This window comes from Streptomyces humicola (genome assembly GCF_024436035.1).
GTDB lineage: Bacteria > Actinomycetota > Actinomycetes > Streptomycetales > Streptomycetaceae > Streptantibioticus_B > Streptantibioticus_B humicola.
In genome coordinates this window covers 60540-83125 of sequence record NZ_JANFNG010000011.1, presented here as the reverse complement: position 1 = coordinate 83125, position 22586 = coordinate 60540, and the positions used below count along the sequence as shown (strand labels likewise).

Here is a 22586-nt window from a genome sequence, read left to right as displayed (position 1 = left end):
CACATCCCTTCGGGTAGCGCGGTTGCGTCGCCGACAGTCTTTCACCCGCGGGACCACGGCATGCGCCGAGCCCCCGGCGGCGGATGCCGTCGGGGGCTCGGGAGACGTATACGGGTTGGTGACGTACGACTCCGGAAGCGGTCAGCGCTTCCCGGCGCGTGCCGTCTTCGGGGTGATCAGCCGGCTGCCCGACCAGTCCTTGCACGCGTTGACACTGCTGGTCTGCGCCAGGCCCGCGGTGCTCGCGGCCTCGCCGATCTCACTCGGCTCGACGTAGCCGTCCCGGCCGGTCTTCGGCGTCATCAGCCAGATCGGGGCACCGGCGTCGATCATCGTCGTGGCGTCCACCAGCGCGTCCGCCAGATCGCCGTCGTCCTCACGGAACCACAGCACCACGGCGTCGGCCACGTCGTCGTAATCCTCGTCGACAAGCTCGGTGCCGGTGAGCGCCTCGATGGCCTCACGCAGCTCCTGGTCGCTGTCGTCGTCGTAACCGAGCTCCTGGACCACCTGTCCGGGCTGGAATCCCAACCGGCTCGCCGGGTTGGCCCGCTCCTCCGCGTGGTCCGCGGTCGCGCTCACGGATTGCCTCCTGTCTTGGGGATGTCTGCGGCCTCGCGCGTACGCGAGGCGTTGGCCGTAGTCCACACGGACGGGGCGGATCGCGCAAGTACCCGGCTGCGGAGATCGCCGAAACGGGGACCATCGGACCTATTGGGTCTATCGGGCCGCGCCGCCGCTTCGGGTCGCTCCCTGTCTGTGACCGGGGTCACAACGTTATGCCGGATTTGTGGCTCTCTTGCCTCTACCGACGTGCCCATGTCCCCACGCTACGCCGAACGGAAGTGCATCGCCGGGACGCGCGAGCGTCGCACACGAGCAGGTGAAGGCGGTCCCCCCGCGAAGCAGGGGGAGGGCGGCCGAGGCTGCGATCGAAGGGCGCGCCTCCGGCGCGACAGGCCCGTCCGCGGAGCCTGCGAGGGGGCGCAGAAGCGAACGGAGGGGCTCGTCCGTCGTGGCCCTACCTGGGCGTAGGGTTGTGATTTGGCCCCTCTGGCCCAGTGGAGCTCGCACCGTCTCACGGAATGGCAGTTACCGCGCAGTAGAGATGACGGATCTCCGGCCGCGGTACACGATGGAGGCGGCGCGACCCCAGAGAGCAATAACTAGTAGCGAAGGAACAGCGTGGCTTCCGGATCCGATCGCAACCCGATCATCATTGGCGGCCTTCCCAGCCAGGTCCCGGACTTTGATCCCGAGGAGACGGCGGAATGGCTCGACTCGCTCGATGCCGCTATCGACGAACGCGGTCGTGAGCGCGCCCGCTACCTGATGCTCCGCCTCATCGAGCGTGCCCGCGAGAAGCGCGTCGCCGTGCCCGAGATGCGCAGCACGGACTACGTCAACACCATCGCCACCAAGGACGAGCCGTTCTTCCCCGGCAACGAGGAACTGGAACGCAAAATCCTCAACGCGACCCGGTGGAACGCGGCCGTGATGGTGGCACGCGCCCAGCGGCCCGGGATCGGCGTCGGCGGCCACATCGCCACCTTCGCCTCCTCGGCCTCCCTCTATGACGTGGGCTTCAACCACTTCTTCCGGGGCAAGGACGACGGCACCGGCGGCGACCAGATCTTCTTCCAGGGCCACGCATCGCCCGGCATCTACGCACGTGCCTACCTCCTCGACCGCCTCACCGAGCAGCAGCTCGACGGCTTCCGCCAGGAGAAGTCCAAGGCTCCCAACGGACTGTCCAGCTACCCGCACCCGCGACTGATGCCGGACTTCTGGGAGTTCCCGACGGTCTCCATGGGACTCGGCCCGCTCGGCGCGATCTACCAAGCGCGGATGAACCGCTACATGCAGGCGCGCGGCATCTGCGACACCTCGAATTCGCACGTATGGGCCTTCCTCGGCGACGGCGAGATGGACGAGCCGGAGTCGCTGGGCCAGCTGACGCTGGCGGCGCGCGAGGGACTGGACAACCTCACCTTCGTCGTCAACTGCAACCTGCAGCGGCTGGACGGCCCGGTGCGCGGCAACGGAAAGATCATCCAGGAGCTGGAGTCCGTCTTCCGCGGCGCCGGCTGGAACGTGATCAAGCTGATCTGGGACCGCAGCTGGGACCCGCTGCTCGCACAGGACCGCGACGGCGTGTTGGTCAACAAGCTGAACACCACCCCCGACGGCCAGTTCCAGACGTACGCCACCGAGAGCGGCGCGTACATCCGCGAGCACTTCTTCGGCAGCGATCTGCGGCTGCGCAAGATGGTCGAGGGGATGACCGACGACCAGATCCTGCACCTGGGCCGCGGCGGCCACGACCACAAGAAGATCTTCGCGGCCTACAAGGCGGCCAAGGAGCACAAGGGCCAGCCGACCGTCATCCTCGCCCAGACCGTCAAGGGCTGGACGCTCGGCCCGAACTTCGAGGGCCGCAACGCGACCCACCAGATGAAGAAGCTGACGGTCGAGGACCTCAAGCGTTTCCGTGACCGCCTGCACCTGCCGATCTCCGACAAGGAGCTGGAGGACGGCGTCCCGCCGTACTACCACCCGGGCCGGACCTCCGAGGAGATCCAGTACATGCACGACCGCCGCAAGGAGTGCGGCGGCTACGTGCCGACCCGAGTGGTGCGCGCCGAGCCGCTGAACCTGCCGGACGACAAGGCGTACGCAGGCGTCAAGAAGGGCTCGGGGCAGCAGCAGATCGCCACCACGATGGCGTTCGTCCGGCTGCTGAAGGACCTGATGCGGGACAAGGAGATCGGCAAGCGCTTCGTGCCGATCGCACCCGACGAGTACCGCACCTTCGGCATGGACTCGCTGTTCCCCTCGGCCAAGATCTACAACCCGCAGGGGCAGATCTACGAGTCGGTCGACCGCGAGCTGCTGCTCGCCTACAAGGAGTCGCCGACCGGCCAGATGCTGCACGACGGCATCACCGAGGCCGGCTGCACCGCCTCCTTGATCGCCGCGGGCTCTGCGTACGCCACGCACGGCGAGCCGCTGATCCCGGTCTACGTCTTCTACTCGATGTTCGGGTTCCAGCGCACCGGTGACCAGTTCTGGCAGATGGGCGACCAGCTGGCGCGCGGCTTCGTGCTGGGCGCGACCGCGGGCCGCACGACGCTGACCGGTGAGGGTCTGCAGCACGCCGACGGGCACTCGCTGCTGCTCGCCTCGACCAACCCGGCCTGCGTCGCCTACGACCCGGCGTACGGCTACGAGATCGCGCACATCGTCAAGGACGGTCTGCGCCGGATGTACGGCCCGGACAGCGAGGACGTCTTCTACTACCTCACGGTCTACAACGAGCCGATCCAACACCCGGCCGAGCCGGAGAACGTGGACGTCGAGGGCATCCTCAAGGGCCTGTACAAGCTCAAGGGGGGCGAGGCCGGCGCGATCCCCGCGCAGATCCTCGCCTCGGGCGTCGCCGTGCCGTGGGCGGTCCAGGCCCAGCGGATCCTCGCCGAGGAGTGGAACGTGCGCGCCGACGTCTGGTCGGCCACCTCCTGGAACGAGCTGCGCCGCGATGCGGTCGCCGCCGAGGAGCACAACCTGCTCCACCCGGAGGAGGAGCAGCGCGTACCGTACGTCACGCGCAAGCTGTCCGGTGCGGAGGGCCCGTTCGTGGCCGTCTCCGACTGGATGCGGTCGGTTCCGGACCAGATCGCCCGCTGGGTGCCGGGCACCTGGCAGTCGCTGGGCGCGGACGGCTTCGGCTTCGCCGACACGCGCGGTGCGGCCCGCCGCTTCTTCCACATCGACGCGCAGTCGGTCGTCCTCGGAGTGCTCACCGAGCTCGCCAGGGAGGGCAAGATCGACCGCTCGGTGCTCAAGCAGGCGATCGACCGCTATCAGTTGCTCGACGTCGCAGCCGCCGACCCGGGTGCGGCGGGCGGCGACGCGTAAGCGACCGCTGAGCGCTACTCGGCCCCCGTTCCCCTCGCCGGGGGCGGGGGCCGAGGCGTTCACGCCGGCGGCTAGTACCACACGTAGTACCACGCATACGTACGGTCAGTGACAGCTCTGACCAAAAGTAATGCGATTTCGGCCGATTCAGACGTGATCTGCGTCACGGCATTCACGGGGAGTCGCCAAATTCTCCTATGGTGGCCCGCGGTGAATGTCTTCGACGAGCGCATCGGCGCCCCCTCCTCCCCGCGGTCCCTCGGTTGGTACTGGCTGCGTGTCATCGCGCAGGACCTGACCTCACCGGGCAGAGCCGCCCTGGCCGTCATGGTCGTCTTCGTCCTGCTGGCCACCAGTGGCTGGAGCGCCATGCGGCATCAGAAGGCCGCCGAGGACCCGAGCGCCGCGGCGGTCTCCGCGTGGCTGCACGGCTCGATCGCCGGACACCGGCTGCCCAACCCGGACGCGGGGGCGGCCGCCATCTCGCACTTCTTCTCCTCGCTGAGCAACGCCCAGCGCCAGCACCTCGCCGACCGGTACCCGCTCGTGGTGGGCAACCTCAACGGCGCCCCGATCCCGCTGCGCTACGAGGCCAACCGGATCGCGCTCGGCCGGGCCGAGGCGCAGGCAGAGAAGGACAGCCACGCAGCCGACCTCACCGCCGACGGTCAGCAGCTCTCGGAGCAGCTTGCCAACCGCTACGCCTCACTGAGCGCACCAGGGCGGCAGATCCTCGCCTTCGACCCCAGCGGCCGCGGCCTGGTCGCCGAGGTCTTCGGCAACCTGATGACCGCCCGGCGCACCGCCGTGGTCGTCCCCGGCGTGGACACCGACATCCTCACCTACGAGAAGTCCGACAAGCCGTACTCCGCGCCGGAGGGGATGGCCGAGGACCTCTACAACTCGGAGCGCGCCGCGGACCCCGGCGCGAAGACCGCAGTCATCGCCTGGGCCGACTACACGACCCCGCAGGGCGTCGGGCTCGACGCCTCGACCGGCGAACTCGCCGAGGCGGGCGCTGTGCGGCTCAACGAGATGGTGCGGGCACTGCCCCAGCAGACCCAGGTGCAGCTGTTCTGCCACAGCTATGGCTCCGTGCTGTGCGGCGTGGGCGCGGCGCGGCTGCCGCAGCAGAAGGTCACCGATATCACCGTCGCCGGCAGCCCGGGCATGCGCGCCTCCAACGTCGCCGCGCTGCGCACCCACGCCCGGGTATGGGCGGCGCGGGACGAGACCGATTGGATCCAGGACGTGCCGTATGTGGAGGTCGGCGGCCTGGGACACGGCACGGACCCGGTCTCGCCGTCATTCGGCGCACGGGTCGTCTCCGCCGCCGGGGCCCAGGACCACACCGGCTACTTCGCCGAGGGCACCGAGAGCCTGAAGAACTTCACGCGGATAGCGCTGGGCGAGTACGGATCAGTGCGCTGCGCGACGGACAGCCCCGACTGCACGGCGGGCGCGACGGCCTGAGACGGCGCCGCACCCGCCGTAGTGCCGGCTACTCGCGGCCGGCCGAGGTGAACGTCATGTCCGCGTAGCGCGGGCCCACGACCTGCGACGCGATGGGCTCCAGCAGCGCCAGCTCCTCCTCGCTGAGGCGGATCCGGCTGGCCGCGGTGTTCTCCAGGACCCGGCTGCGCTTGCGGGTGCCGGGGATCGGCACCACGGTGAGCCCGTGGACCTCCGCCTGCTGGTGCACCCAGGCGAGGGCGATCTGGCCGAGCGAGGCGCCGTGCGCGGACGCGACCTTGTGGATCGGGTCGAGTAGGGCCGCGTTGCGCTCGGCGTTCTCCCCGGTGAAGCGCGGCATGAACTGCCGGAAGTCGTTGCTCGACAGCTCCTTGGTGGCGTTGGTGAACGCGCCCGTGAGGAAGCCGCGGCCGAGCGGCGAGTACGGCACGAATGCCACGCCGAGCTCGGCGGCCGCGGGCACCGCGGTGTTCTCCACATCCCGGCTGAAGACCGACCACTCCGACTGCAGGGCGGCGATCGGGTGGACGGCGTGCGCCTCACGGAGCTCGGCGCCGGTCACCTCGGACAAGCCCAGGTGCTTGACCTTGCCCTCGGCCACCAGCTCTGCCATCGCGCCCACCGACTCGGCCAGCGGCACCTCGGGGTCGCGGCGGTGCATGTAGTACAGGTCGATCACGTCCACACCGAGGCGGCGCAGGCTGGCCTCGACCGCCTCGCGGATGTAGGCGCGGTCGTTGCGGATGCCGCGGTAGTGCGGGTCGTCGCTCCGCACGATGGCGAACTTCGTCGCCAGAGTGATCTCGTCGCGGTGGGCGGCGACGAACGGGGCGAGGAACTCCTCGTTGGCGCCGCGTCCGTAGACGTCCGCGGTGTCGAAGAGGGTGACACCCGCTTCGAGCGCCGCGTCCAGTGCGTCCCTGGCCTGCGCCTCGTCGGTCTCCCCGTAGAACTCGCTCATGCCCATGCAGCCCAGGCCCTGCACGCCCACCTGCGGGCCTCCGGTGCCCAGGGCAACCTTGCTGATCTTCTCCGTGCTCTGCTTGCTCATGCTGTGTCAGTGCCTCTCCGGCGCCCGGTGGGCGCCCGCGTACACGTCGATCTTGTAATCGAGGACCGCAAGGGTGTCCTGCAGCTCGGCGATGCGCTTGCGCACGTCCTCGCGGTGCGCCACGAGCAGCTCAAGCCGTTCCGGGTAGGTGTGCTCTCCCTCGTTGACCAGCTCGGCATAGCGCACCATGTCGGCGACCGGCATGCCCGTCAGACGCAGTTTGCTGACGAGGTCCAGCCAGCTCAGGTCCTTGTTGGAGTAGCGGCGCTGGCCGGTGTGGGAGCGGTCGATGTGCGGCATCAGACCGATGCGCTCGTACCAGCGCAAGGTGTGCGCGCTGAGCCCGGTGTGGGCGACGACCTCGCTGATGGTGTACCTGTCCTGGCCGTCGGGCCGGGGGAATGGGGTGCCGTCCGCGCACATGGGCCCGATCGCGTGCAAGGTGCTCGACTCCTGCGTCACGGTCATGACGGGTCCCCTTTTCGTTCGCTTCTCCGCCCGCGCGGCGAAGGTGCGGCTTTCGTCATCCTCTGCGGCCCGGTGGCCGCGCGTGCGTCGCTCACAGTGCCTTCCCGGCCGATCCCTCGCCGATGTCCTCGCGGTGTCTTCAACGCTAGAGAGTTGGAGTGCACTCCAAGCAAGCGCAGCCACCAGCGTATTCGCCGCACGTTAGGCTCACTGGCATGGAGTCTGTGCGGTTGATCGAGAACTGGCCGGTGCCGACGGCCGCGGCGGGCGTGGTGCGGGCGGATGGCACGCTCGCCGGATCGTACGGCCCGACCGGGCAGCGATTCCCGCTCGCCTCCGTCACCAAACCGCTCGCCGCCTACGCGGTGCTCGTCGCCGTCGAGGAGGGCGCGGTGGAGCTGGACGAGCCGGCGGGCCCCTCCGGCTCGACGGTGCGGCATCTGCTCGCCCACGCCTCGGGCCTGGCCTTCGACGAACCGCGTGTGCAGGCCGCGCCGGGCAGTCGGCGGCTGTATTCCAACGCCGGCTTCGAGGCGCTCGCCGACCACGTCGCCAAGGCGACCGAGATTCCCTTCGCCGAGTATCTGCGCGAGGCCGTGCTCGAGCCGCTTGGCATGTCCGCGACCACGCTCGACGGCTCGCCGGCAGCGGACGGTGTCTCAACCGTCGACGACCTTCTGCGCTTCGCCACCGAACTGCTCGCTCCCCGGCTGCTCGCTCCTCAGACGCACGCCGAGGCCACGTCCGTCGCCTTCCCGGGCCTGAAGGGCGTCCTTCCCGGCTACGGTCTGCAGAACCCCAACGACTGGGGGCTCGGATTCGAGATCCGTGACGCCAAGTCGCCGCACTGGACGGGCAGTTCGTCCTCGCCGCGCACCTTCGGCCACTTCGGGCAGTCGGGCACCTTCCTGTGGGTCGACCCGGAGGCGCGGGCGGCCTGCGTCGCGCTCACCGACCGGGACTTCGGCGAGTGGGCACTGCCGCTGTGGCCGCAGTTCACCGACGCCGTACTCGCCGAGCTCCGCGCCTGACCGAGTACAGCCGGCCGAGTGCGCTAGCCGTAGGCGGGCGCGCCGCGCATCTCCCACACCAGGTATTCGACGGGCCCACTGCCCTCGGCCGGCTCAGCGACCAGCCGCTGCTCGCCCCGGATCCGCACGGCGTCCCCCACCCTCAGCGTCTCGCCGCCCAGCCGTACGCCGCCGCGCACCACGTGCACATACACGTACTCCGCCTCAGGCAGCCGCATCGCCGAGTGCCCGATGTGCAGCGTCGCCTCCGGCTGCCCCAGGGGGGCTACGGACACGGGCTCGGGAACCGTCTCGTACCGGGGCTCCCCGCCGGGTGCCTGCGGGTGCAGCCACGTCTGGACGAAGCGCAGCGGCCCCTCCCCCGCGTTGCGCTCGGTGTGCCGCACCCCGGAGCCGGCGCTGAGCCGCTGCGCCTGCCCGGAGCGCACGAGCCCCGAATGCCCGGCCGAGTCCCGGTGTTCGAGCACGCCCTCGACGACCCAGGTGACGATCTCGACGTCGCGGTGCGGATGCTCGGCGAAGCCCGCGCCGGGCGCGAGGTGTTCCTCGTTGCAGGCGCTCAGCAGCCCGAACCCCACATTGGCCGGGTCATAGTGCGCGCCGAAGGAGAACGCATGCCACGTCTCGATCCCCGCCGACGGCTCTCCGCCGCGGTAGCGTTCCCCGGCCCGCCGTACATCGATCATGCCCTCACCATGGGACCACGATAGAAGGCAGTACCGACACCCACACCCCGTAGCCGCCGACGGGGGCGGATGAGGCAGGCTTGTCCCGTGCCCGAGCCGACGCATCACTCACAACCCAAGCGCAGCGATCATCCGCACAGCGCGACTCTGCGCCGCCTGGAGAAGGCCTCAGGACGGCTCTCGGCGGCGGCCATCGCGCGCATGGACGAGCAGTTGCCGTGGTATCGCGCCATGCCTCCGGAGAATCGCTCGTGGATCGGGCTGGTCGCCCAGGCGGGCATCGCGGCGTTCACCGAGTGGTTCCGGCACCCCGAGGCGCCGCAGGCGATCAGCACGGACGTCTTCGGCACGGCGCCGCGCGAGCTCACCCGGGCGATCTCGTTGCGGCAGACCGTCGAGATGGTGCGCACCACGATCGAGGTCGTGGAGTCGGCGATCGACGAGGTCGCGGCCCCCGGTGACGAGGCGATCCTGCGCGAGGCGCTGCTCGTCTACGCGCGGGAGATCGCCTTCGCCACCGCCCAGGTGTACGCGCAGGCCGCGGAGGCGCGCGGTGCGTGGGACGCCCGGCTGGAGTCGCTGGTGGTCAACGCCGTGCTCTCCGGCGAGGCGGACGAGGGCGTGCTCTCCCGGGCGGCGGCGCTCGGCTGGAACTCTCCCGACCGGGTGGTCGTCGTTCTCGGCACCGCACCGGACGGGGACAGCGAGCTGACGGTCGAGGCGATCCGGCGGGCCGCGCGCCACGCCAAGCTCCAGGTGCTCACCGGCGTCTTCGGCGACCGGCTGGTCGTGGTGGCCGGCAGTCACAGGGAGGCGCTCGACCCGATCCGCACCGCGAAGGACCTCATCGGGCCGTTCGCCCCGGGTCCCGTCGTCGCCGGTCCCGTCGTCGGCGACCTGCTCGCCGCGTCCCGCTCGGCGCAGGCGGCGGCCGCCGGTCTGAAGGCCTGCGCGGCCTGGCCGGACGCGCCCAGACCGGTGCTCGCAGACGATCTCCTGCCGGAGCGCGCGATGGCGGGCGATCCTGCGGCGCGTGAGCAGTTGGTGGAGGAGATCTACAGACCGCTGGAGGAGGCGGGCTCCGCACTGCTGGAGACGCTGAGCGTCTACCTGGAGCAGGCCTCCTCACTCGAAGGGGCCGCCCGGATGTTGTTCGTTCACCCCAATACCGTCCGCTACCGGCTCCGACGTGTGACGGACGTCACCGGTTGGTCGCCGTCCGATGTCCGCTCCGCCTTTACGCTGCGCATTGCGCTGATCCTCGGCCGACTGTCGGCAACGGATCAGTAGCAGTACGTCTTTGTGGGACACCAACAAATCGCCTGACAGTTCTTGGTCCCTGTCCTCACCCGCGGGGATCACCCGACGCGAGAGAGAGTTGGAAGGTGCTCGTACTCGTCGCTCCCGGCCAGGGTGCCCAAACGCCTGGCTTCCTCAACCCGTGGCTTGATCTGCCCGGCGTCGCCGACCGGTTGACGTGGTGGTCCGCCGTGGCCGGCCTCGACCTCGTCCACTACGGAACGAAGGCCGGCGCGGAGGAGATCCGCGACACCGCCGTCGCCCAGCCACTGCTGGTGGCGTCCGCCCTCGTCACCGCGTCCTCGCTCTTCGAGCGGCCCGAGGAGGCACACAGCGCCGTTGGCGCCGTCGCCGGGCACAGCGTCGGTGAACTCGCTGCGGCCGCCTGGGCCGGTGTGCTCAGCCCGGAGACGGCGATGGCCCTGGTCCGCAAGCGCGGTGAGGCGATGGCGCAGGCCGCCGCCGTCACCGAGACCGGCATGTCGGCAGTGCTCGGCGGGGATCCGCAGGACGTGGTCGCCAAGCTGCAGTCGCTGGGCCTGACGCCGGCGAACATGAACGGCGCGGGCCAGATCGTGGCGGCCGGGACCAAGGAGCAGTTGGACGCACTCGCCGCCGACAAGCCGGAGAAGGCCCGGGTGATCCCGCTGAAGGTGGCAGGCGCGTTCCACACGCACCACATGGCCCCGGCGGTCGCCACCCTCGAGGCGCTGGTGCCGGGCATGACGGTGCGCGACCCGCGGACCCCGTACGTCTCCAATGCCGACGGCAAGGTGGTCGGGTCCGGTGCGGAGATCGTGCAGCGCCTGGTCAACCAGGTGTCCAACTCCATCCGTTGGGACCTGTGCATGGAGACGTTCAAGGAGCTCGGCGTCACCGCGCTCATCGAGGTGGCCCCGGCGGGCACCCTGGTGGGCCTCGCCAAGCGGGCGCTGCCGGGCGTGCGTACGGTGGCGCTGAAGACGCCGGACGACATCGCCGCGGCCCGCGCGATCGTCGCCGAGCACGCGGCCGCATAGCCCGCCATGGCGGCAAACGGCGACAGAGGCGACATACTCGACACAACGGCCAAACAGCGAGCGGCAGACAACGAGCGGCCTACAACGAGGAGCCCCAGAGCATGACCGCGAAGATCAAGCCGAGCAAGGGCGCGCCCTACGCCCGGATCCTCGGCGTCGGTGGGTACCGTCCCTCCCGCGTGGTTCCGAACGAGGAGATCCTCCAGCACATCGACTCCTCCGACGAGTGGATCCGCAGCCGCTCCGGCATCGCCACCCGGCACTGGGCCGGTCCTGAGGAGACCGTCGCCGAGATGTCCCTGGCCGCGGCCGGCAAGGCCATCGCCGACGCCGGCATCAACGCCGACCAGATCGGCGCGGTCATCATCTCGACGGTCTCGCACTTCAAGCAGACACCCTCCATCGCCACCGAGATCGCCCACCGGCTGGGCGCGGGCAGGCCGGCGGCGTTCGACATCTCGGCCGCCTGCGCGGGCTTCGTCTACGGGCTGACCATCGGCAAGGGCCTGATCGTCGAGGGCAGCGCGGAGTACGCCCTCGTCATCGGCGTCGAGCGGCTCTCGGACATGACCGATCTGACCGACCGTTCGACCGCGTTCCTCTTCGGCGACGGCGCAGGCGCCGTGGTGCTCGGCCCGTCCGACGTGCCCGAGATCGGCCCGACGATCTGGGGTTCCGAGGGCGACAAGGCCGATGTGATCTCTCAGACCGTGCCGTGGGACCGTTTCAAGATCGGCGACCTCGACCAGCTCCCGCTCGGCGAGGACGGGCGGCTGAAGTTCCCGGCGCTGCGCCAGGAGGGCCAGACGGTCTTCCGCTGGGCGGTCTACGAGATGGCCAAGGTGGCCCAGGAGGCTCTGGACGCCGCCGGGGTGACCGCGGACGAGCTGGACGTGTTCATCCCGCACCAGGCCAACATGCGGATCATCGACGCGATGATCAAGGCGCTCAAGCTGCCCGAGCACGTGGCCGTCGCCCGCGACATCGAGACCACCGGCAACACCTCCGCCGCCTCCATCCCGCTCGCCATGGAACGGCTGCTGGCGACGGGCCAGGCGAAGAGCGGCGACACCGCGCTCGTCATCGGCTTCGGGGCGGGTCTCGTCTTCGCAGCCGCTGTCGTTACCCTCCCCTAAGCAAGATCCCCGCGGCGGCCCGCACTCCCGCGAGCCGCACGACCACCACCGCAAAACAGCGACACAACACCGAAGGAGCGCCGCAATGGCCGCCACGCAGGAAGAGATCCTCGAAGGTCTCGCCGACATCGTCAACGAGATCGCCGGGATCCCGACCGAGGACGTGCAGCTCGACAAGTCGTTCACCGACGACCTGGACGTCGACTCGCTCTCCATGGTCGAGGTCGTCGTCGCCGCCGAGGAGCGCTTCGGCGTGAAGATCCCGGACGACGACGTCAAGAACCTCAAGACCGTCGGCGACGCCACCGACTACATCCTCAAGCACCAGGCCTGAGGACTTCAGGGTCCTCATCGGCAGTACCGGGTCGACGCGTCTGTCGCCGCCCCCTCAGGGGCGAGTGCACCCGCGCCGCCTTCACCCTCGAGACGTGGAGACAAGAATTCCTGTGAACGCGACCAATCGCACCGTGGTCGTCACCGGTATCGGCGCAACCACACCGCTGGGTGGCGACAGCGCTTCGACCTGGGAGGGCCTGGTCGCCGGACGGTCCGGCGTCCACCTCCTACAGCAGGACTGGGCCGCCGAACTGCCCGTGCGGATCGCGGCGGAGATCGCCGTCGAACCGACCGAGGTGATTCCGCGTCCGCAGGCCCGCAGGCTCGACCGTTCCGCGCAGTTCGCGCTGATCGCGGCGCGCGAGGCGTGGGCGGACGCGGGGCTCACCGGCAGGGCGGGCGAGCCGGGTGACGGCGCGGCTGTGGACCCCGACCGGCTGGGTGCCGTCGTCGCCTCCGGCATCGGCGGTGTGACGACGCTGCTCGGCCAGTACGACGTGCTCAAGGAACAGGGCGTGCGGCGGGTCTCCCCGCACACCGTGCCGATGCTGATGCCGAACAGCCCGGCCGCGAACGTGGGCATCGAGCTGAACGCGCGGGCCGGTGTGCACACCCCGGTCAGCGCCTGCGCCTCCGGCGCCGAGGCGATCGGCTACGCCATCCAGATGATCCGTACCGGGCGCGCCGACATCGTGGTGGCGGGCGGCACGGAGGCGGCGATCCATCCGCTGCCGATCGTCGCCTTCGGCAACATGATGGCGATGTCGAAGAACAACGACGACCCGCAGGGCGCTTCGCGCCCGTACGACGTCGCGCGGGACGGCTTCGTGCTCGGCGAGGGCGCGGGCATCGTCGTGCTGGAGTCCGCGGAGCACGCCGCCAGGCGCGGCGCCCGCGTGTACTGCGAGGCGGTCGGCCAGGGCGTCTCCGCCGACGCGCATCACATCGCGCAGCCGGAGCCGAACGGCCGCGGCATCTCCAGCGCGCTCACCAATCTCATGGAGGGCTCGGACCTCAAGCCGGCCGAGATCGCGCACGTCAACGCCCACGCGACCTCCACCCCGCAGGGGGATGTCGCCGAGATCAAGGCGCTGCGCGGCGTGTTCGGCGACGACGTCGACCACATGGCGGTCTCCGCCACCAAGTCGATGACCGGTCACCTGCTGGGCGGCGCCGGCGGTGTGGAGACGGTCGCGACCGTCCTCGCGCTGCACAACCGGATCGCCCCGCCGACGATCAACATCGAGAACTTCGACCCCGAGGTGGAGGCCGACGTGGTGCGCGGCGAGGCGCGCGCACTGCCGGAGGGCACGATCGCCGCGCTGAACAACTCGTTCGGCTTCGGCGGCCACAACGTCGTGCTGGCGTTCCGCAGCGTCTGACGCGCGCTGGCAGCAATCCTGTGGGGCCCCTGTCCGCCGGACAGGGGCCCCACGCGTTCGGCCTGTCCGCTGCTCGCTCTACGGCTTGTCGAAGCTGGCGAAGTAGGAGGCCGCTGCGTCCTTGTCGCCGTAACCCATGGACTCGGCGCGGGCGAGGCGTTCGGCACCGGCGGGTACGAGGTCCAGGTGGACGCCGGCCTGCTCGGCGGCCTCGGAGATCAGCCGGGCGTCCTTCAGCCCTCCGGCGACGGTGAAGTTGACGTCGTAGTTCCCGGTGAGGACGGCATCGGCCTTCATGCGCAGATACGCGGAGTCGAGGGCGGTGCCTTCCAGCGCGGTGAGGAAGTGCTGGGGATCGACGCCGAGGCCATGGGCGAGCGCCAGCGCCTCGGTGGTGCCGTTGATCACCGTGAGCACCCAGCTGTTGAAGACCAGCTTGAGCCTGCTGGCCGCGCCTGCGGCTCCGTCCTCGCCCAGCCAGACGGTGCGGCTGCCGATGGCGTCGAAGACCTGGTCCGCCACCGGGCGGGCGTCCTGCGGCCCGGCCGCGAGAATCTGCAGCTGGGCGTTTTCCGCGGGCGCCTTGGTGCCCAGGACGGGTGCGTCGATGAAGAGCAGGCCGTGCTCGGCGGCGACATCGGCGAGCCGCGGCAGCGCCTCGGGCCCGACGGTACTGGTCTGGGCCCACACCATCCCCTCGCGCAGCCCGTCGGCCGCGGCCCTGACGGCCCGCAGAACCGACTCCGCGTCGAACAGCATGGTCACGACGGCGTCGGCGCCGCGCACCGCCTCCGCCGGGTCGTCCGCGATGCGCACACCGTCGGCGGCGAGCGGTTCGGCTCGCGAACGGGTGCGGTTCCATGCACGGACATCGTGTCCGGCCCTGGCGAGGTTGCGGGCGATCGGCGCGCCCATGGTTCCGGTGCCGAGCACGGCAACTGAAATACGGTCAGCCATGAACGCCACGCTACCCGCAGCTCCGGGATCTTGCTCAGACCACCTGGTGCAACCAGCGGACGGGGGCACCCTCACCGGCGTAACGGAAGGGCTCCAGCTCGTCGTCCCACGGTTTGCCGAGCAGCTTGGCGATCTCGGCCTCCAGATCGGCCTCGCCCCGGCCCGCCCTGGCGAGCGCGGCGCGCAGCCGGTCCTCCGGGATGAGGATGTCGCCGTGCATCCCGGTGACGGCGTGGAAGATGCCGAGCTCGGGGGTGCTGCTGTAGCGCTCGCCCTCGGCGGTGGCGCACGGCTCCGCCGTCACCTCGAAACGCAACAGGTGCCAACCGCGCAGCGCGGACGCCAGCTTTGACGCCGTGCCAGGATCGCCGTGCCAGGAGAACTCGGCACGCCAAGTCCCTGGCGAGGCCGGCTGGCGGATCCAGTCAAGGCTGACGCGCACACCGAGCACACCCGCGACGGCCCATTCGACGTGCGGGCACAGCGCGCGTGGTGCGGAGTGCACGTAAAGAACTCCACGTGTCGTCACCGGGACCTCCAGTGTGGGACGAGGTTCGCCTTCCCCAGCGGCCTCGGGCCCGTTCCTCTCGTTCCGGAACGACAGCGAATATTCTGCACTATTCCATGCAAACGGGACAAGTTCCGATCAACAGGCGCCGAATTCCGTTCAACCACCCACTTCTCATCTCACGGGATGCCCCGGGGCTCCGAGTCACCAGGGCCAAAGCTACCCTGCGTTCTCCCTGCGCGAGTGACGTACCGTCGAGCGGTGCGAGGAATCACCCGGACATCCGAGGGTGACGACCCATGTGCGAGCGTCCTCGCCCCACCCGATTCACCGCTTGGGCCCCATCACGGCCCCGATTCTGGTATGGGCGCGGTCAGCGCAGCCCGGCGTGGACGCGGTTCTTGACGGCCTGTTGTGGCTGCCACGGACGGGTCGGTCCGGGCCAGTAGCCGTCGATGTCACCGAGCGCCGCCTCCGATTTCCGCCATGCGCACCGGACGCGGACACGGGTGCGGACACGGGTGCGGACACGGGTGCGGACACGGCTGAGGGCCGCGCTCGGGGCGAGCGCGGCCCTCAGATCCCAAGCGGCGGTCGGCGTCAGGCTGCGCTGACGGACACCTCGATGTTGCCGCGGGTCGCGTTGGAGTACGGGCACACCTGGTGGGCCTTCTCCACCAGCGCCTGGGCGGTCGCGGCGTCGACGTTGGGAATGGAGGCCGAGATCTCGACCTTCAGGCCGAAGCCGCCGGCCGGGTTCTTGCCGAGGCCGACCTTGGCGGTCACCGTGGAACCGGAGATGTCCGCCTTCTCCTGGCGGGCGACGACGCCGAGGGCGCCCTGGAAGCACGCGCTGTAGCCGGCCGCGAAAAGCTGCTCGGGGTTGGTGCCCGCGCCGCTGCCGCCCATCTCCTTCGGCGGGTTGACCACGACGTCGAGCTTTCCGTCGTCGGATGCGACCCGGCCGTCGCGGCCGTTCTCGGCGGTGGCGACCGCGGTGTAAAGGACGTCGATAGGCTGGATGGACATAGAAAATCCTCCTGTTATGTGCACTTTCGTGCCGCCGTCATGGCTCGCGCCCACGACCACACCGGCCGCTTGAGAGCCTAAGCCATGGCGGCGACCGGTCAGTGAGCGAGGCTGACGATCATCTTTCCGGAGTTCTGGCCGCGCAGCAGTCCGAGGAACGCGTCCAGCGCGTTCTCGATGCCCTCCACGGCAGTCTCGCGGTAGTGCAGCTTGCCCTCGCGCAGCCAGCCGCCGACCTCCGTGACGAACTGCTCCTGCAGGTCGAAGTGGTCGCGGACGAGAAGCCCTTCGAGACGCAGCCGCTTGCCGATGACCAGAGCGAGGTTGCGGGGGGCCGCGGGCGGCTCGGTGGCGTTGTACTGCGCGATCATGCCGCAGATCGCGGCGCGGCCGTGCACGTTCAGCGAGCCGATCGCGGCTTCGAGATGGTCGCCACCGACGTTGTCGAAGTAGACGTCGATGCCGTCGGGGGCCGCAGCCTTGAGCTGTTCGGCGACGGGGCCGCTCTTGTAGTTGAAGGCCGAGTCGAAGCCGTACTCCTCGACGAGCGTCTTGACCTTCTCGTCGGAACCGGCCGAGCCGATCACGCGGGAGGCGCCCTTGAGCTTGGCAATCTGCCCGACGAGGCTGCCGACCGCGCCCGCCGCACCGGAGACGAAGACGACGTCGCCCTCCTTGATCCCGGCGACCCGCAGCAGCCCCGCGTACGCGGTCAGACCGGGCATGCCGAGGACACCGAGGTAAGCAGAGAGCGGTGCCACGCCGGGGTCGACCCTGGCGGCGTGTTCGGCCTTGACGACGGCGTACTCGCGCCAGCCGAGCCCGTGCAGCACATGGTCACCGACCGCGAGCCCCTCAGCCTCGGAGGCGATGACGACGCCGACCGCCCCGCCGTCCATCGGCTGGTCGAGCTGGAACGGCGGCACGTAGGACTTCACGTCGTTCATGCGCCCGCGCATGTAGGGGTCGACGGAGAGGTGGAGGTTGCGTACGAGCACCTCGCCCGGGCCCGGGGCTGGGATCTCGGTCTCACGCAGGGCGAAGCCGTCCGGAGTCGGCCAGCCCTTGGGCCGCGCGGTCAGATGCCACTCACGGCCGGTCGTCGGCAGGGCAGACATACTTATCTCCTTCCACCACAGCTTCACCATGGCAAAGTTTCATGAACTGAATAAACCATGCCTCTGAATGTTTCATGTTGTCAAGCAAATGGGTAACCTGTCGGCATGGCTGCACGTACCGACACCGCTCATGCCACCGAGGCCGCGGACGCCGCCCTCACCCGCGAGGTGGTCGACCTCATCGCCTCCATCGTCTCCCGCTACCACGAGGAGTACGAGGCCGCCGCCGCCCAGTACGGGCTCACCGGGGCGCAGGCGCGGGTGCTGGCGCTGCTGGCGCGTGAGCCGCTGCCCATGCGCCGGATCGCCGAGCAGCTCAAGTGCGAGCCGTCGAACGTCACCGGGATCGTGGACCGTCTCGAAGCGCGCGGCCTCGTGGAGCGGCGGCCGGACCCGGCCGACCGGCGGGTCAAGGTCGCGGCCGCCACCGAGGCGGGCGCGCAGACCGCGGACCGCTTGCGCTCCGGCCTCACCTTCGCCCGCGAACCGCTCGCCGGGCTCTCGGCTCAGGAACGCCGGGCACTGCGCGACCTGCTGCGCCGGATGCTGGACATGCCGGCGGGCTGACCAGTCTGTACTGGTCAGCCCGCCTGTGACTGAAGTCGCCGCAGGTCAGCGCCGCTCGCGCGAATTGCCGAAGAGGATCCGGTAGACGATCAGGAGGACGAGGGATCCGGCGATCGCCGAAACCCAGGTGGCGGTGTCGTAGAACTGGTGCTGAACGGGCCGGTGGAGGAAGTGCGAGGACAGCCACCCGCCGACGAACGATCCGGCGATGCCGATGAGCGTGGTCCCGATGAGGCCGCCGGGGTCGCGTCCGGGCAGCAGGAACTTGGCTATGCCTCCGGCGAGCAAGCCCAGGATGATCCAGCCGATAATGCCCACAGTGCTGTCCTTTTCTGTTCGTTTCCGAGCCGCCCGCTCGCGGTGCAACCGCACCCGTACAGACGCGGCGTCAGGTGCCGGCGGTTCCCTGACCAGGGCTTGCCCGCCGCCGGGGGCGGCTATGCGGCGGAGCCGGCGGACCGCGGAACACTCGCTCGGGACCGGCGCACGGGAGGCACTCCGGATGGCTCCACAATCCCGTCCTCCGCTCGCGCAGGGCATCCGACCATTTCATGATGTGATGTCAGAAATGTGGCATAAGACGTAGCAGACGCCACCCGCTGGAGGTCACCAATGCCGCGTGCCCCACACCCCGGCTCTGCCGGTCCCGATCCGTACCCCCCCGAGCCCGCCGAAGACTCCGGGCAACCGCAGCCGGACGCACCCCGCAGGCCCTCCAAAGCGGCCGTAGTGGCGGCAACGATGGCGCTGGCGACCGGCGCCTGGCTGATGCACGACGGCAGCCGGACCAAGAACCCGCCCGCCCCCAACTCCGCCGACGCTCTCGCCTCCGCCGGTCCCAGCGCGAAGCCGTCCGACGCCCCCGCCGTCCCCCCGTTGCCGTACTCGGTCCCCGACCGGATCCACATCCCCGCCATCTACGTGAGCGCACCGCTCACCCAGCTCGGGCTCGATTCCAACGGCAATCTCCAGGTGCCTCCGGACACCGATCGCGACCTGGCCGGCTGGTACAACGGCGGTCCGGCCCCGGGCGAGGGCGGCGCGTCCGTGATCGCCGGTCACGTCGACACGATGAAGGGCCCGGCGGTCTTCTACAACCTCGGCTCCCTCCACAAGGGCAACACCATCGAGGTCCACCGCAAGGACGGCAGCACCGCCGTCTTCACCATCTACGGCATCGACGTCTACCGAAAGACCGACTTCCCGACCGACAAGGTCTACGCCGATACGCCGGGCGCCGAGCTGCGTCTGATCACCTGCGGCGGCGGGTTCACCAAGAAGACCGGCTACCTCGGCAACGTCGTCGTCTACGCACGCCTCACCGGGACCAAGCAGGGCCAGAGCCCGAGCGGGACCAAGCCGGGCCGGAAGCAATAGGACCGAACAAGCGTCACCACATTGCCCCGGCGCCCTGCTGTCGTTGACCGGACAGACCCGCTTGCCCTCCGATGGACGGGGGCCGGCCGGCGGGTGGCCGACAAGCGGCGGGAGGTGACGCGGACCGATGTGGCACTGGCTCGTGGAGACCTACCGCTCCCGGATCGCGGACTCCGGGCGCGAACCGCTGTTCCTGCTGCTCGTCGGGCTGATTCTGTCGTTCCTCTTCATCCGCTTCAGCGTGCGGATGATCCGGCGCGGGGTGCGCTGGTGGCCTGGGAACGTCTCGCCCGGCGGGCTCCACATCCACCACGTGGTCTTCGGCCAGGCGATGATGCTGATCGGCGGCATCGGCTCGTTCACGCTGCGCGGCAACGCTCCGGTGGCACGCGACGTGCTCGCCGTGATCTTCGGGATCGGATGCGGGCTCGTGCTCGACGAGTTCGCGCTCGTGCTGCATCTGGAGGACGTCTACTGGAGCGAGCAGGGCCGCAAGTCCGTGGACGCCGTGATCCTCGCGATCGCGTGGATCGCCCTGCTGCTCCTCGGCAACGCGCCGTTGGGCGGGTTCACCGGACCGCTGACGGCAGCTCAGATCGTGTACGGGGCGTTCAACGTGGGCTGCGTGGTGATCTCACTGCTCAAGGGGAAGGTGTGGACGGGACTGCTCGGGGTGATGATCCCCGTCATCGCCGTCGTCGGCGCCGTCCGCCTCGCCCGGCCCGCGAGCCCGTGGGCACGCTGGCGCTACTACTCCCGACCACGCCGGCTCGCCCGCGCCGAGCGCCGTGACCAGCGCGTCCACCGCCGGCTGATGGCGGTGCGCACCAGCGTGTACAACGCGCTCGCGGGCGCCCCCCACCTGGAGACGGTGGAGGCGGCCGCCGCACGGGCCGCCGGCCAGGTAAGAAAGCGGGGCCGGGAGCGGGCCCCGGGCCGGGCGCGGCCGCTGCCTGCGGGTCTGGTGCCGTCCCGGACCGAACTGCTGCTGCGGCCGCTCAGCGCGGCGAGCGCGGCCGCAGTCGTCTGGTACCTGCGGGCGGCGGCCACGCTGGACGTCGTCACCGGCCTGATCGCACCGTTCAGGGAGCGGGTCCATCTGGCCAACAGCGGCGACTACTTCACGCCATTCCTGGTGACGGCCGGGTTCACCGCCGCGCTGCTCGCGTTCCTGCTCGCCGTGATGCTGCGCAGGCGCAAGCTTGCGGCATGGATCATCACCACGCTGCTCGCGGGCGGGAACGCGGTGCTCTACTGGCTGGCGATGATCTTCCTGCCGGAGATGCGGATCCACCCGCTCAACTGGGCGTCCACCGGCATCACCACGGCCGTCCTCGTCGCCCTGCTGATCGCCGCGCCCGTATGCCGGGTGCGCGGTGAGCGCGGCAACATCGCGCTCGGCCTCGTCTACTTCGTCGTCGGCGGCGTGGTGGCGGCGGGACTCGGCACCGTGCTCGTCCACCAGACGGACACCACCGCGCCCGCGAGCTGGAGCACGTGCCTGCGCTATGCCGTGCTGCGGATCTTCACGCTCTCCAGCCTCCTCGGCCTGCCCGAGGTCACGGTGCCCGCCTGGACCGACTTCGTGATCAATGTGCTCAGCCTCGCACTGTTCCTGCAGGTTCTGCGTGCCTTCTTCCGCTCGCCGCGCGGCCGCGCCCGGCTGCAGCCCGGGGACGAGATGCGGCTGCGCGCCCTGCTGGAGGCATACGGGCAGACCGACTCGCTCGGGTACTTCGAGCTGCGCCGCGACAAGGCGGTGAGTTGGTCGCCGTCGCAGAACGCCGCCGTGCTCTACCGGGTGGCCAACGGTGTCGCGCTCGCCTCCGGCGACCCCGTCGGCGACCCCGAGGAACGTGCCGGGGCGATCGCGGCGTGGCTGCAGACGGCTCGCACCCACGCCTGGGTGCCCGCGGTGGTGAGCGCGAGCCAGTCCGCGGCGCAGGAGTACGGGCGCGCCGGTCTGAAGGTGCTGGCCTACGGTGACGAGGCGGTGGTCGACGTCGCCTCCTTCGGCCTCGAAGGCGAGCCGATGCGCGGACTGCTCGGGGTCCGCCGCAGGGCCCGGGCCGCCGGGTACACGGTGGTGGTGCGCCGCCACCGGGACATCCCCGAGGCCGAGATGGCCCGCCTCGCCCACCTCGCCAACGCGTGGCGCCACGGGACGGCCGATCGCGGGCTGACGATGGCGCTGGGGCGGCTGGGCGACCCGGCCGACGGGGCGTGTGTGATGGCCGAGTGCCGGGACGCGCAGGACCGTACCTGCGCGTTGATGAGCCTGGTGCCGTGGGGGCGTACCGGGCTCACCCTCGACCTCATGCGGCGCGACCGGGAATCCGCCGGCGAGCTCACCGCCTACCTCATCACCGAGGTACTGCTGCGGGCGCGGGACGACGCCGGGACCCTGGCGGGGATCGAGCGAGTCTCGCTCAACCTCGCCACATTCCGCGCGGCAGACACCGAGGGCACGGCGGGCGGCAGGCCGGGCACCGGTCCGGTGTTCCGGCTGTACCGGGGGATCCTGCGGGTGGTCTCGCGCCGTCAGCATCTGGAGGCGCTGCACCGCGCCAACGCCGCGTTCCTGCCCCGCTGGGAGCCGCGCTTCATGCTCTACGAGCGCAGGACGGAGCTCCCGCGCATCGCCATCGCCGATGCCACGGCCGAGGGTTTCGTCATGGCGCCACGGCTGCGCGGAGCGTCGCCACCGCTGCCCTCCCCGGGCCGTCAGGCCTGAGTCATGGTGTCGTCGAGTTGTTCGGCGAGCCGGAAGAGCGCCGGCAGGGCGTCGTGCACAGCCGAGCGGTCGGCCTCGTCGAGGGCGCCGAGCGCGGTGTCGAGACGGTGTTCATGGGCTCGCGCCCATGCGTCGAGCTGCGCCTGCCCCGCTTCGGTGAGGGTGACCGCGGAGGCGCGCCGGTCGGCGGGGTCGACAGCGCGCGCGACGAGCCCGCTGGTGATCATCTGTCCGATCAATCCGCTGACCGTGCTCGTGGCGAGGCGTTGCCGAGCGGCGAGGTCGCCGATGCGCGCCGGTGAGTGCTCGGCGAGCACCTGCAACAGCTCGACCTGGGCCATGGGCAGGGTCTCCCATGGGTACTCGGTACGGATCGAGGCGCGCAGGGCGCGGCGCAGGCGAGTGACAGCCTCGGTGAGCAGGCGGGCATCAGGAGCGCTGCCCGGGTACGGGGGCGCTGAAGGCTCTGGTCGGGACTGCGGCGGCATGTCACGACT

General features: G+C 70.3%; 21 protein-coding genes. 11 read left to right on the top strand and 10 right to left on the bottom strand.

Annotation, left to right across the window (positions count from 1 at the left end):
* Positions 1-141: 141 nt before the first annotated feature.
* Positions 142-582 carry a DUF3052 domain-containing protein gene (locus tag NGB36_RS16210; RefSeq protein ID WP_255920995.1) on the bottom strand — a complete coding sequence of 147 codons (441 nt, stop codon included), beginning with the start codon at positions 580-582 and terminating at the stop codon, positions 142-144.
* Between the two features lie 603 nt (positions 583-1185).
* Here NGB36_RS16210 and aceE point away from each other — a divergent pair.
* Positions 1186-3918, top strand: coding sequence for a pyruvate dehydrogenase (acetyl-transferring), homodimeric type (aceE, locus tag NGB36_RS16205; RefSeq protein ID WP_255920994.1), 2733 nt, complete (start codon positions 1186-1188; stop codon positions 3916-3918).
* A gap of 210 nt (positions 3919-4128) precedes the next feature.
* Complete coding sequence (locus NGB36_RS16200; RefSeq protein WP_255920993.1) at positions 4129-5391, top strand: alpha/beta hydrolase; 1263 nt, start codon at positions 4129-4131, stop codon at positions 5389-5391.
* Between the two features lie 28 nt (positions 5392-5419).
* Here the strand turns inward: NGB36_RS16200 and NGB36_RS16195 are convergent, their stop codons facing one another.
* Complete coding sequence (locus NGB36_RS16195) at positions 5420-6442, bottom strand: aldo/keto reductase (protein WP_255920992.1); 1023 nt, start codon at positions 6440-6442, stop codon at positions 5420-5422.
* A gap of 6 nt (positions 6443-6448) precedes the next feature.
* Positions 6449-6910 (bottom strand): MerR family transcriptional regulator, encoded by a 462-nt coding sequence (locus NGB36_RS16190; protein WP_372509458.1) that lies wholly within the window; start codon positions 6908-6910, stop codon positions 6449-6451.
* A 215-nt stretch (positions 6911-7125) separates the two neighbouring features.
* On the opposite strand from NGB36_RS16190, the gene NGB36_RS16185 reads away from it, so the two are divergent.
* Complete coding sequence (locus NGB36_RS16185) at positions 7126-7941, top strand: serine hydrolase domain-containing protein (protein WP_255920991.1); 816 nt, start codon at positions 7126-7128, stop codon at positions 7939-7941.
* A 23-nt stretch (positions 7942-7964) separates the two neighbouring features.
* On the opposite strand, the gene NGB36_RS16180 is transcribed toward NGB36_RS16185, so the two are convergent.
* Positions 7965-8627 carry a pirin family protein gene (locus tag NGB36_RS16180; protein WP_255920990.1) on the bottom strand — a complete coding sequence of 221 codons (663 nt, stop codon included), beginning with the start codon at positions 8625-8627 and terminating at the stop codon, positions 7965-7967.
* A gap of 69 nt (positions 8628-8696) precedes the next feature.
* Here NGB36_RS16180 and NGB36_RS16175 point away from each other — a divergent pair, with 69 nt between their 5' ends.
* The 5 genes from NGB36_RS16175 to fabF all read left to right on the top strand — a co-directional run bounded on the left by NGB36_RS16175 (position 8697) and on the right by fabF (position 13799).
* Positions 8697-9917, top strand: a complete 1221-nt coding sequence (locus NGB36_RS16175; RefSeq protein ID WP_372509457.1) for a PucR family transcriptional regulator — start codon at positions 8697-8699, stop codon at positions 9915-9917.
* Between the two features lie 95 nt (positions 9918-10012).
* Positions 10013-10945 (top strand): ACP S-malonyltransferase, encoded by a 933-nt coding sequence (locus tag NGB36_RS16170; RefSeq protein ID WP_255920988.1) that lies wholly within the window; start codon positions 10013-10015, stop codon positions 10943-10945.
* Positions 10946-11046: 101 nt separating this feature from the next.
* Positions 11047-12081 carry a ketoacyl-ACP synthase III gene (locus NGB36_RS16165; RefSeq protein WP_255920987.1) on the top strand — a complete coding sequence of 345 codons (1035 nt, stop codon included), beginning with the start codon at positions 11047-11049 and terminating at the stop codon, positions 12079-12081.
* A gap of 85 nt (positions 12082-12166) precedes the next feature.
* Entirely contained in the window at positions 12167-12415 is a 249-nt protein-coding gene (locus NGB36_RS16160; protein WP_255920986.1) for an acyl carrier protein, read from the top strand.
* A gap of 112 nt (positions 12416-12527) precedes the next feature.
* On the top strand, positions 12528-13799 hold the full coding sequence (gene fabF / locus NGB36_RS16155; protein WP_255920985.1) for a beta-ketoacyl-ACP synthase II: 1272 nt from the start codon (positions 12528-12530) through the stop codon (positions 13797-13799).
* A 78-nt stretch (positions 13800-13877) separates the two neighbouring features.
* On the opposite strand, the gene NGB36_RS16150 is transcribed toward fabF, so the two are convergent.
* The 4 genes from NGB36_RS16150 to NGB36_RS16135 form a co-directional block, all read right to left on the bottom strand.
* Complete coding sequence (locus tag NGB36_RS16150) at positions 13878-14756, bottom strand: NAD(P)-dependent oxidoreductase (protein WP_255920984.1); 879 nt, start codon at positions 14754-14756, stop codon at positions 13878-13880.
* Between the two features lie 34 nt (positions 14757-14790).
* Entirely contained in the window at positions 14791-15285 is a 495-nt protein-coding gene (locus NGB36_RS16145) for a DUF3145 domain-containing protein (protein ID WP_255920983.1), read from the bottom strand.
* A gap of 579 nt (positions 15286-15864) precedes the next feature.
* The gene (locus NGB36_RS16140; RefSeq protein WP_255920982.1) at positions 15865-16293 is read right to left on the bottom strand and encodes an organic hydroperoxide resistance protein; all 429 of its coding nucleotides are present in this window, start codon (positions 16291-16293) and stop codon (positions 15865-15867) included.
* Between the two features lie 98 nt (positions 16294-16391).
* Complete coding sequence (locus NGB36_RS16135) at positions 16392-17411, bottom strand: NADP-dependent oxidoreductase (RefSeq protein WP_255920981.1); 1020 nt, start codon at positions 17409-17411, stop codon at positions 16392-16394.
* Positions 17412-17516: 105 nt separating this feature from the next.
* Here NGB36_RS16135 and NGB36_RS16130 point away from each other — a divergent pair, with 105 nt between their 5' ends.
* The gene (locus NGB36_RS16130; RefSeq protein WP_255920980.1) at positions 17517-17978 is read left to right on the top strand and encodes a MarR family winged helix-turn-helix transcriptional regulator; all 462 of its coding nucleotides are present in this window, start codon (positions 17517-17519) and stop codon (positions 17976-17978) included.
* Positions 17979-18023: 45 nt separating this feature from the next.
* Here the strand turns inward: NGB36_RS16130 and NGB36_RS16125 are convergent, their stop codons facing one another.
* On the bottom strand, positions 18024-18296 hold the full coding sequence (locus NGB36_RS16125; protein ID WP_255920979.1) for a GlsB/YeaQ/YmgE family stress response membrane protein: 273 nt from the start codon (positions 18294-18296) through the stop codon (positions 18024-18026).
* A 423-nt stretch (positions 18297-18719) separates the two neighbouring features.
* On the opposite strand from NGB36_RS16125, the gene NGB36_RS16120 reads away from it, so the two are divergent.
* Entirely contained in the window at positions 18720-19355 is a 636-nt protein-coding gene (locus tag NGB36_RS16120; RefSeq protein WP_255920978.1) for a class F sortase, read from the top strand.
* A 127-nt stretch (positions 19356-19482) separates the two neighbouring features.
* A complete protein-coding gene (locus tag NGB36_RS16115; protein WP_255920977.1) occupies positions 19483-22089 on the top strand; it encodes a phosphatidylglycerol lysyltransferase domain-containing protein in 2607 nt (868 codons plus the stop codon).
* Here the strand turns inward: NGB36_RS16115 and NGB36_RS16110 are convergent.
* Entirely contained in the window at positions 22080-22577 is a 498-nt protein-coding gene (locus tag NGB36_RS16110) for a MarR family winged helix-turn-helix transcriptional regulator (protein WP_255920976.1), read from the bottom strand. The genes NGB36_RS16115 and NGB36_RS16110 overlap by 10 nt on opposite strands.
* Positions 22578-22586: the final 9 nt, after the last annotated feature.

Bases quoted from the DNA above. Each gene is read 5' to 3' on its own strand.
- NGB36_RS16195 (WP_255920992.1), bottom strand. From the start codon at position 6,442: ATGAGCAAGCAGAGCACGGAGAAGATCAGCAAGGTTGCCCTGGGCACC.
- NGB36_RS16190 (WP_372509458.1), bottom strand. From the start codon at position 6,910: ATGACCGTGACGCAGGAGTCGAGCACCTTGCACGCGATCGGGCCCATG.
- NGB36_RS16185 (WP_255920991.1), top strand. From the start codon at position 7,126: ATGGAGTCTGTGCGGTTGATCGAGAACTGGCCGGTGCCGACGGCCGCG.
- NGB36_RS16180 (WP_255920990.1), bottom strand. From the start codon at position 8,627: ATGATCGATGTACGGCGGGCCGGGGAACGCTACCGCGGCGGAGAGCCG.
- NGB36_RS16175 (WP_372509457.1), top strand. From the start codon at position 8,697: ATGAGGCAGGCTTGTCCCGTGCCCGAGCCGACGCATCACTCACAACCC.
- NGB36_RS16165 (WP_255920987.1), top strand. From the start codon at position 11,047: ATGACCGCGAAGATCAAGCCGAGCAAGGGCGCGCCCTACGCCCGGATC.
- NGB36_RS16160 (WP_255920986.1), top strand. From the start codon at position 12,167: ATGGCCGCCACGCAGGAAGAGATCCTCGAAGGTCTCGCCGACATCGTC.
- NGB36_RS16150 (WP_255920984.1), bottom strand. From the start codon at position 14,756: ATGGCTGACCGTATTTCAGTTGCCGTGCTCGGCACCGGAACCATGGGC.
- NGB36_RS16140 (WP_255920982.1), bottom strand. From the start codon at position 16,293: ATGTCCATCCAGCCTATCGACGTCCTTTACACCGCGGTCGCCACCGCC.
- NGB36_RS16135 (WP_255920981.1), bottom strand. From the start codon at position 17,411: ATGTCTGCCCTGCCGACGACCGGCCGTGAGTGGCATCTGACCGCGCGG.
- NGB36_RS16130 (WP_255920980.1), top strand. From the start codon at position 17,517: ATGGCTGCACGTACCGACACCGCTCATGCCACCGAGGCCGCGGACGCC.
- NGB36_RS16120 (WP_255920978.1), top strand. From the start codon at position 18,720: ATGGCGCTGGCGACCGGCGCCTGGCTGATGCACGACGGCAGCCGGACC.
- NGB36_RS16115 (WP_255920977.1), top strand. From the start codon at position 19,483: ATGTGGCACTGGCTCGTGGAGACCTACCGCTCCCGGATCGCGGACTCC.
- NGB36_RS16110 (WP_255920976.1), bottom strand. From the start codon at position 22,577: ATGCCGCCGCAGTCCCGACCAGAGCCTTCAGCGCCCCCGTACCCGGGC.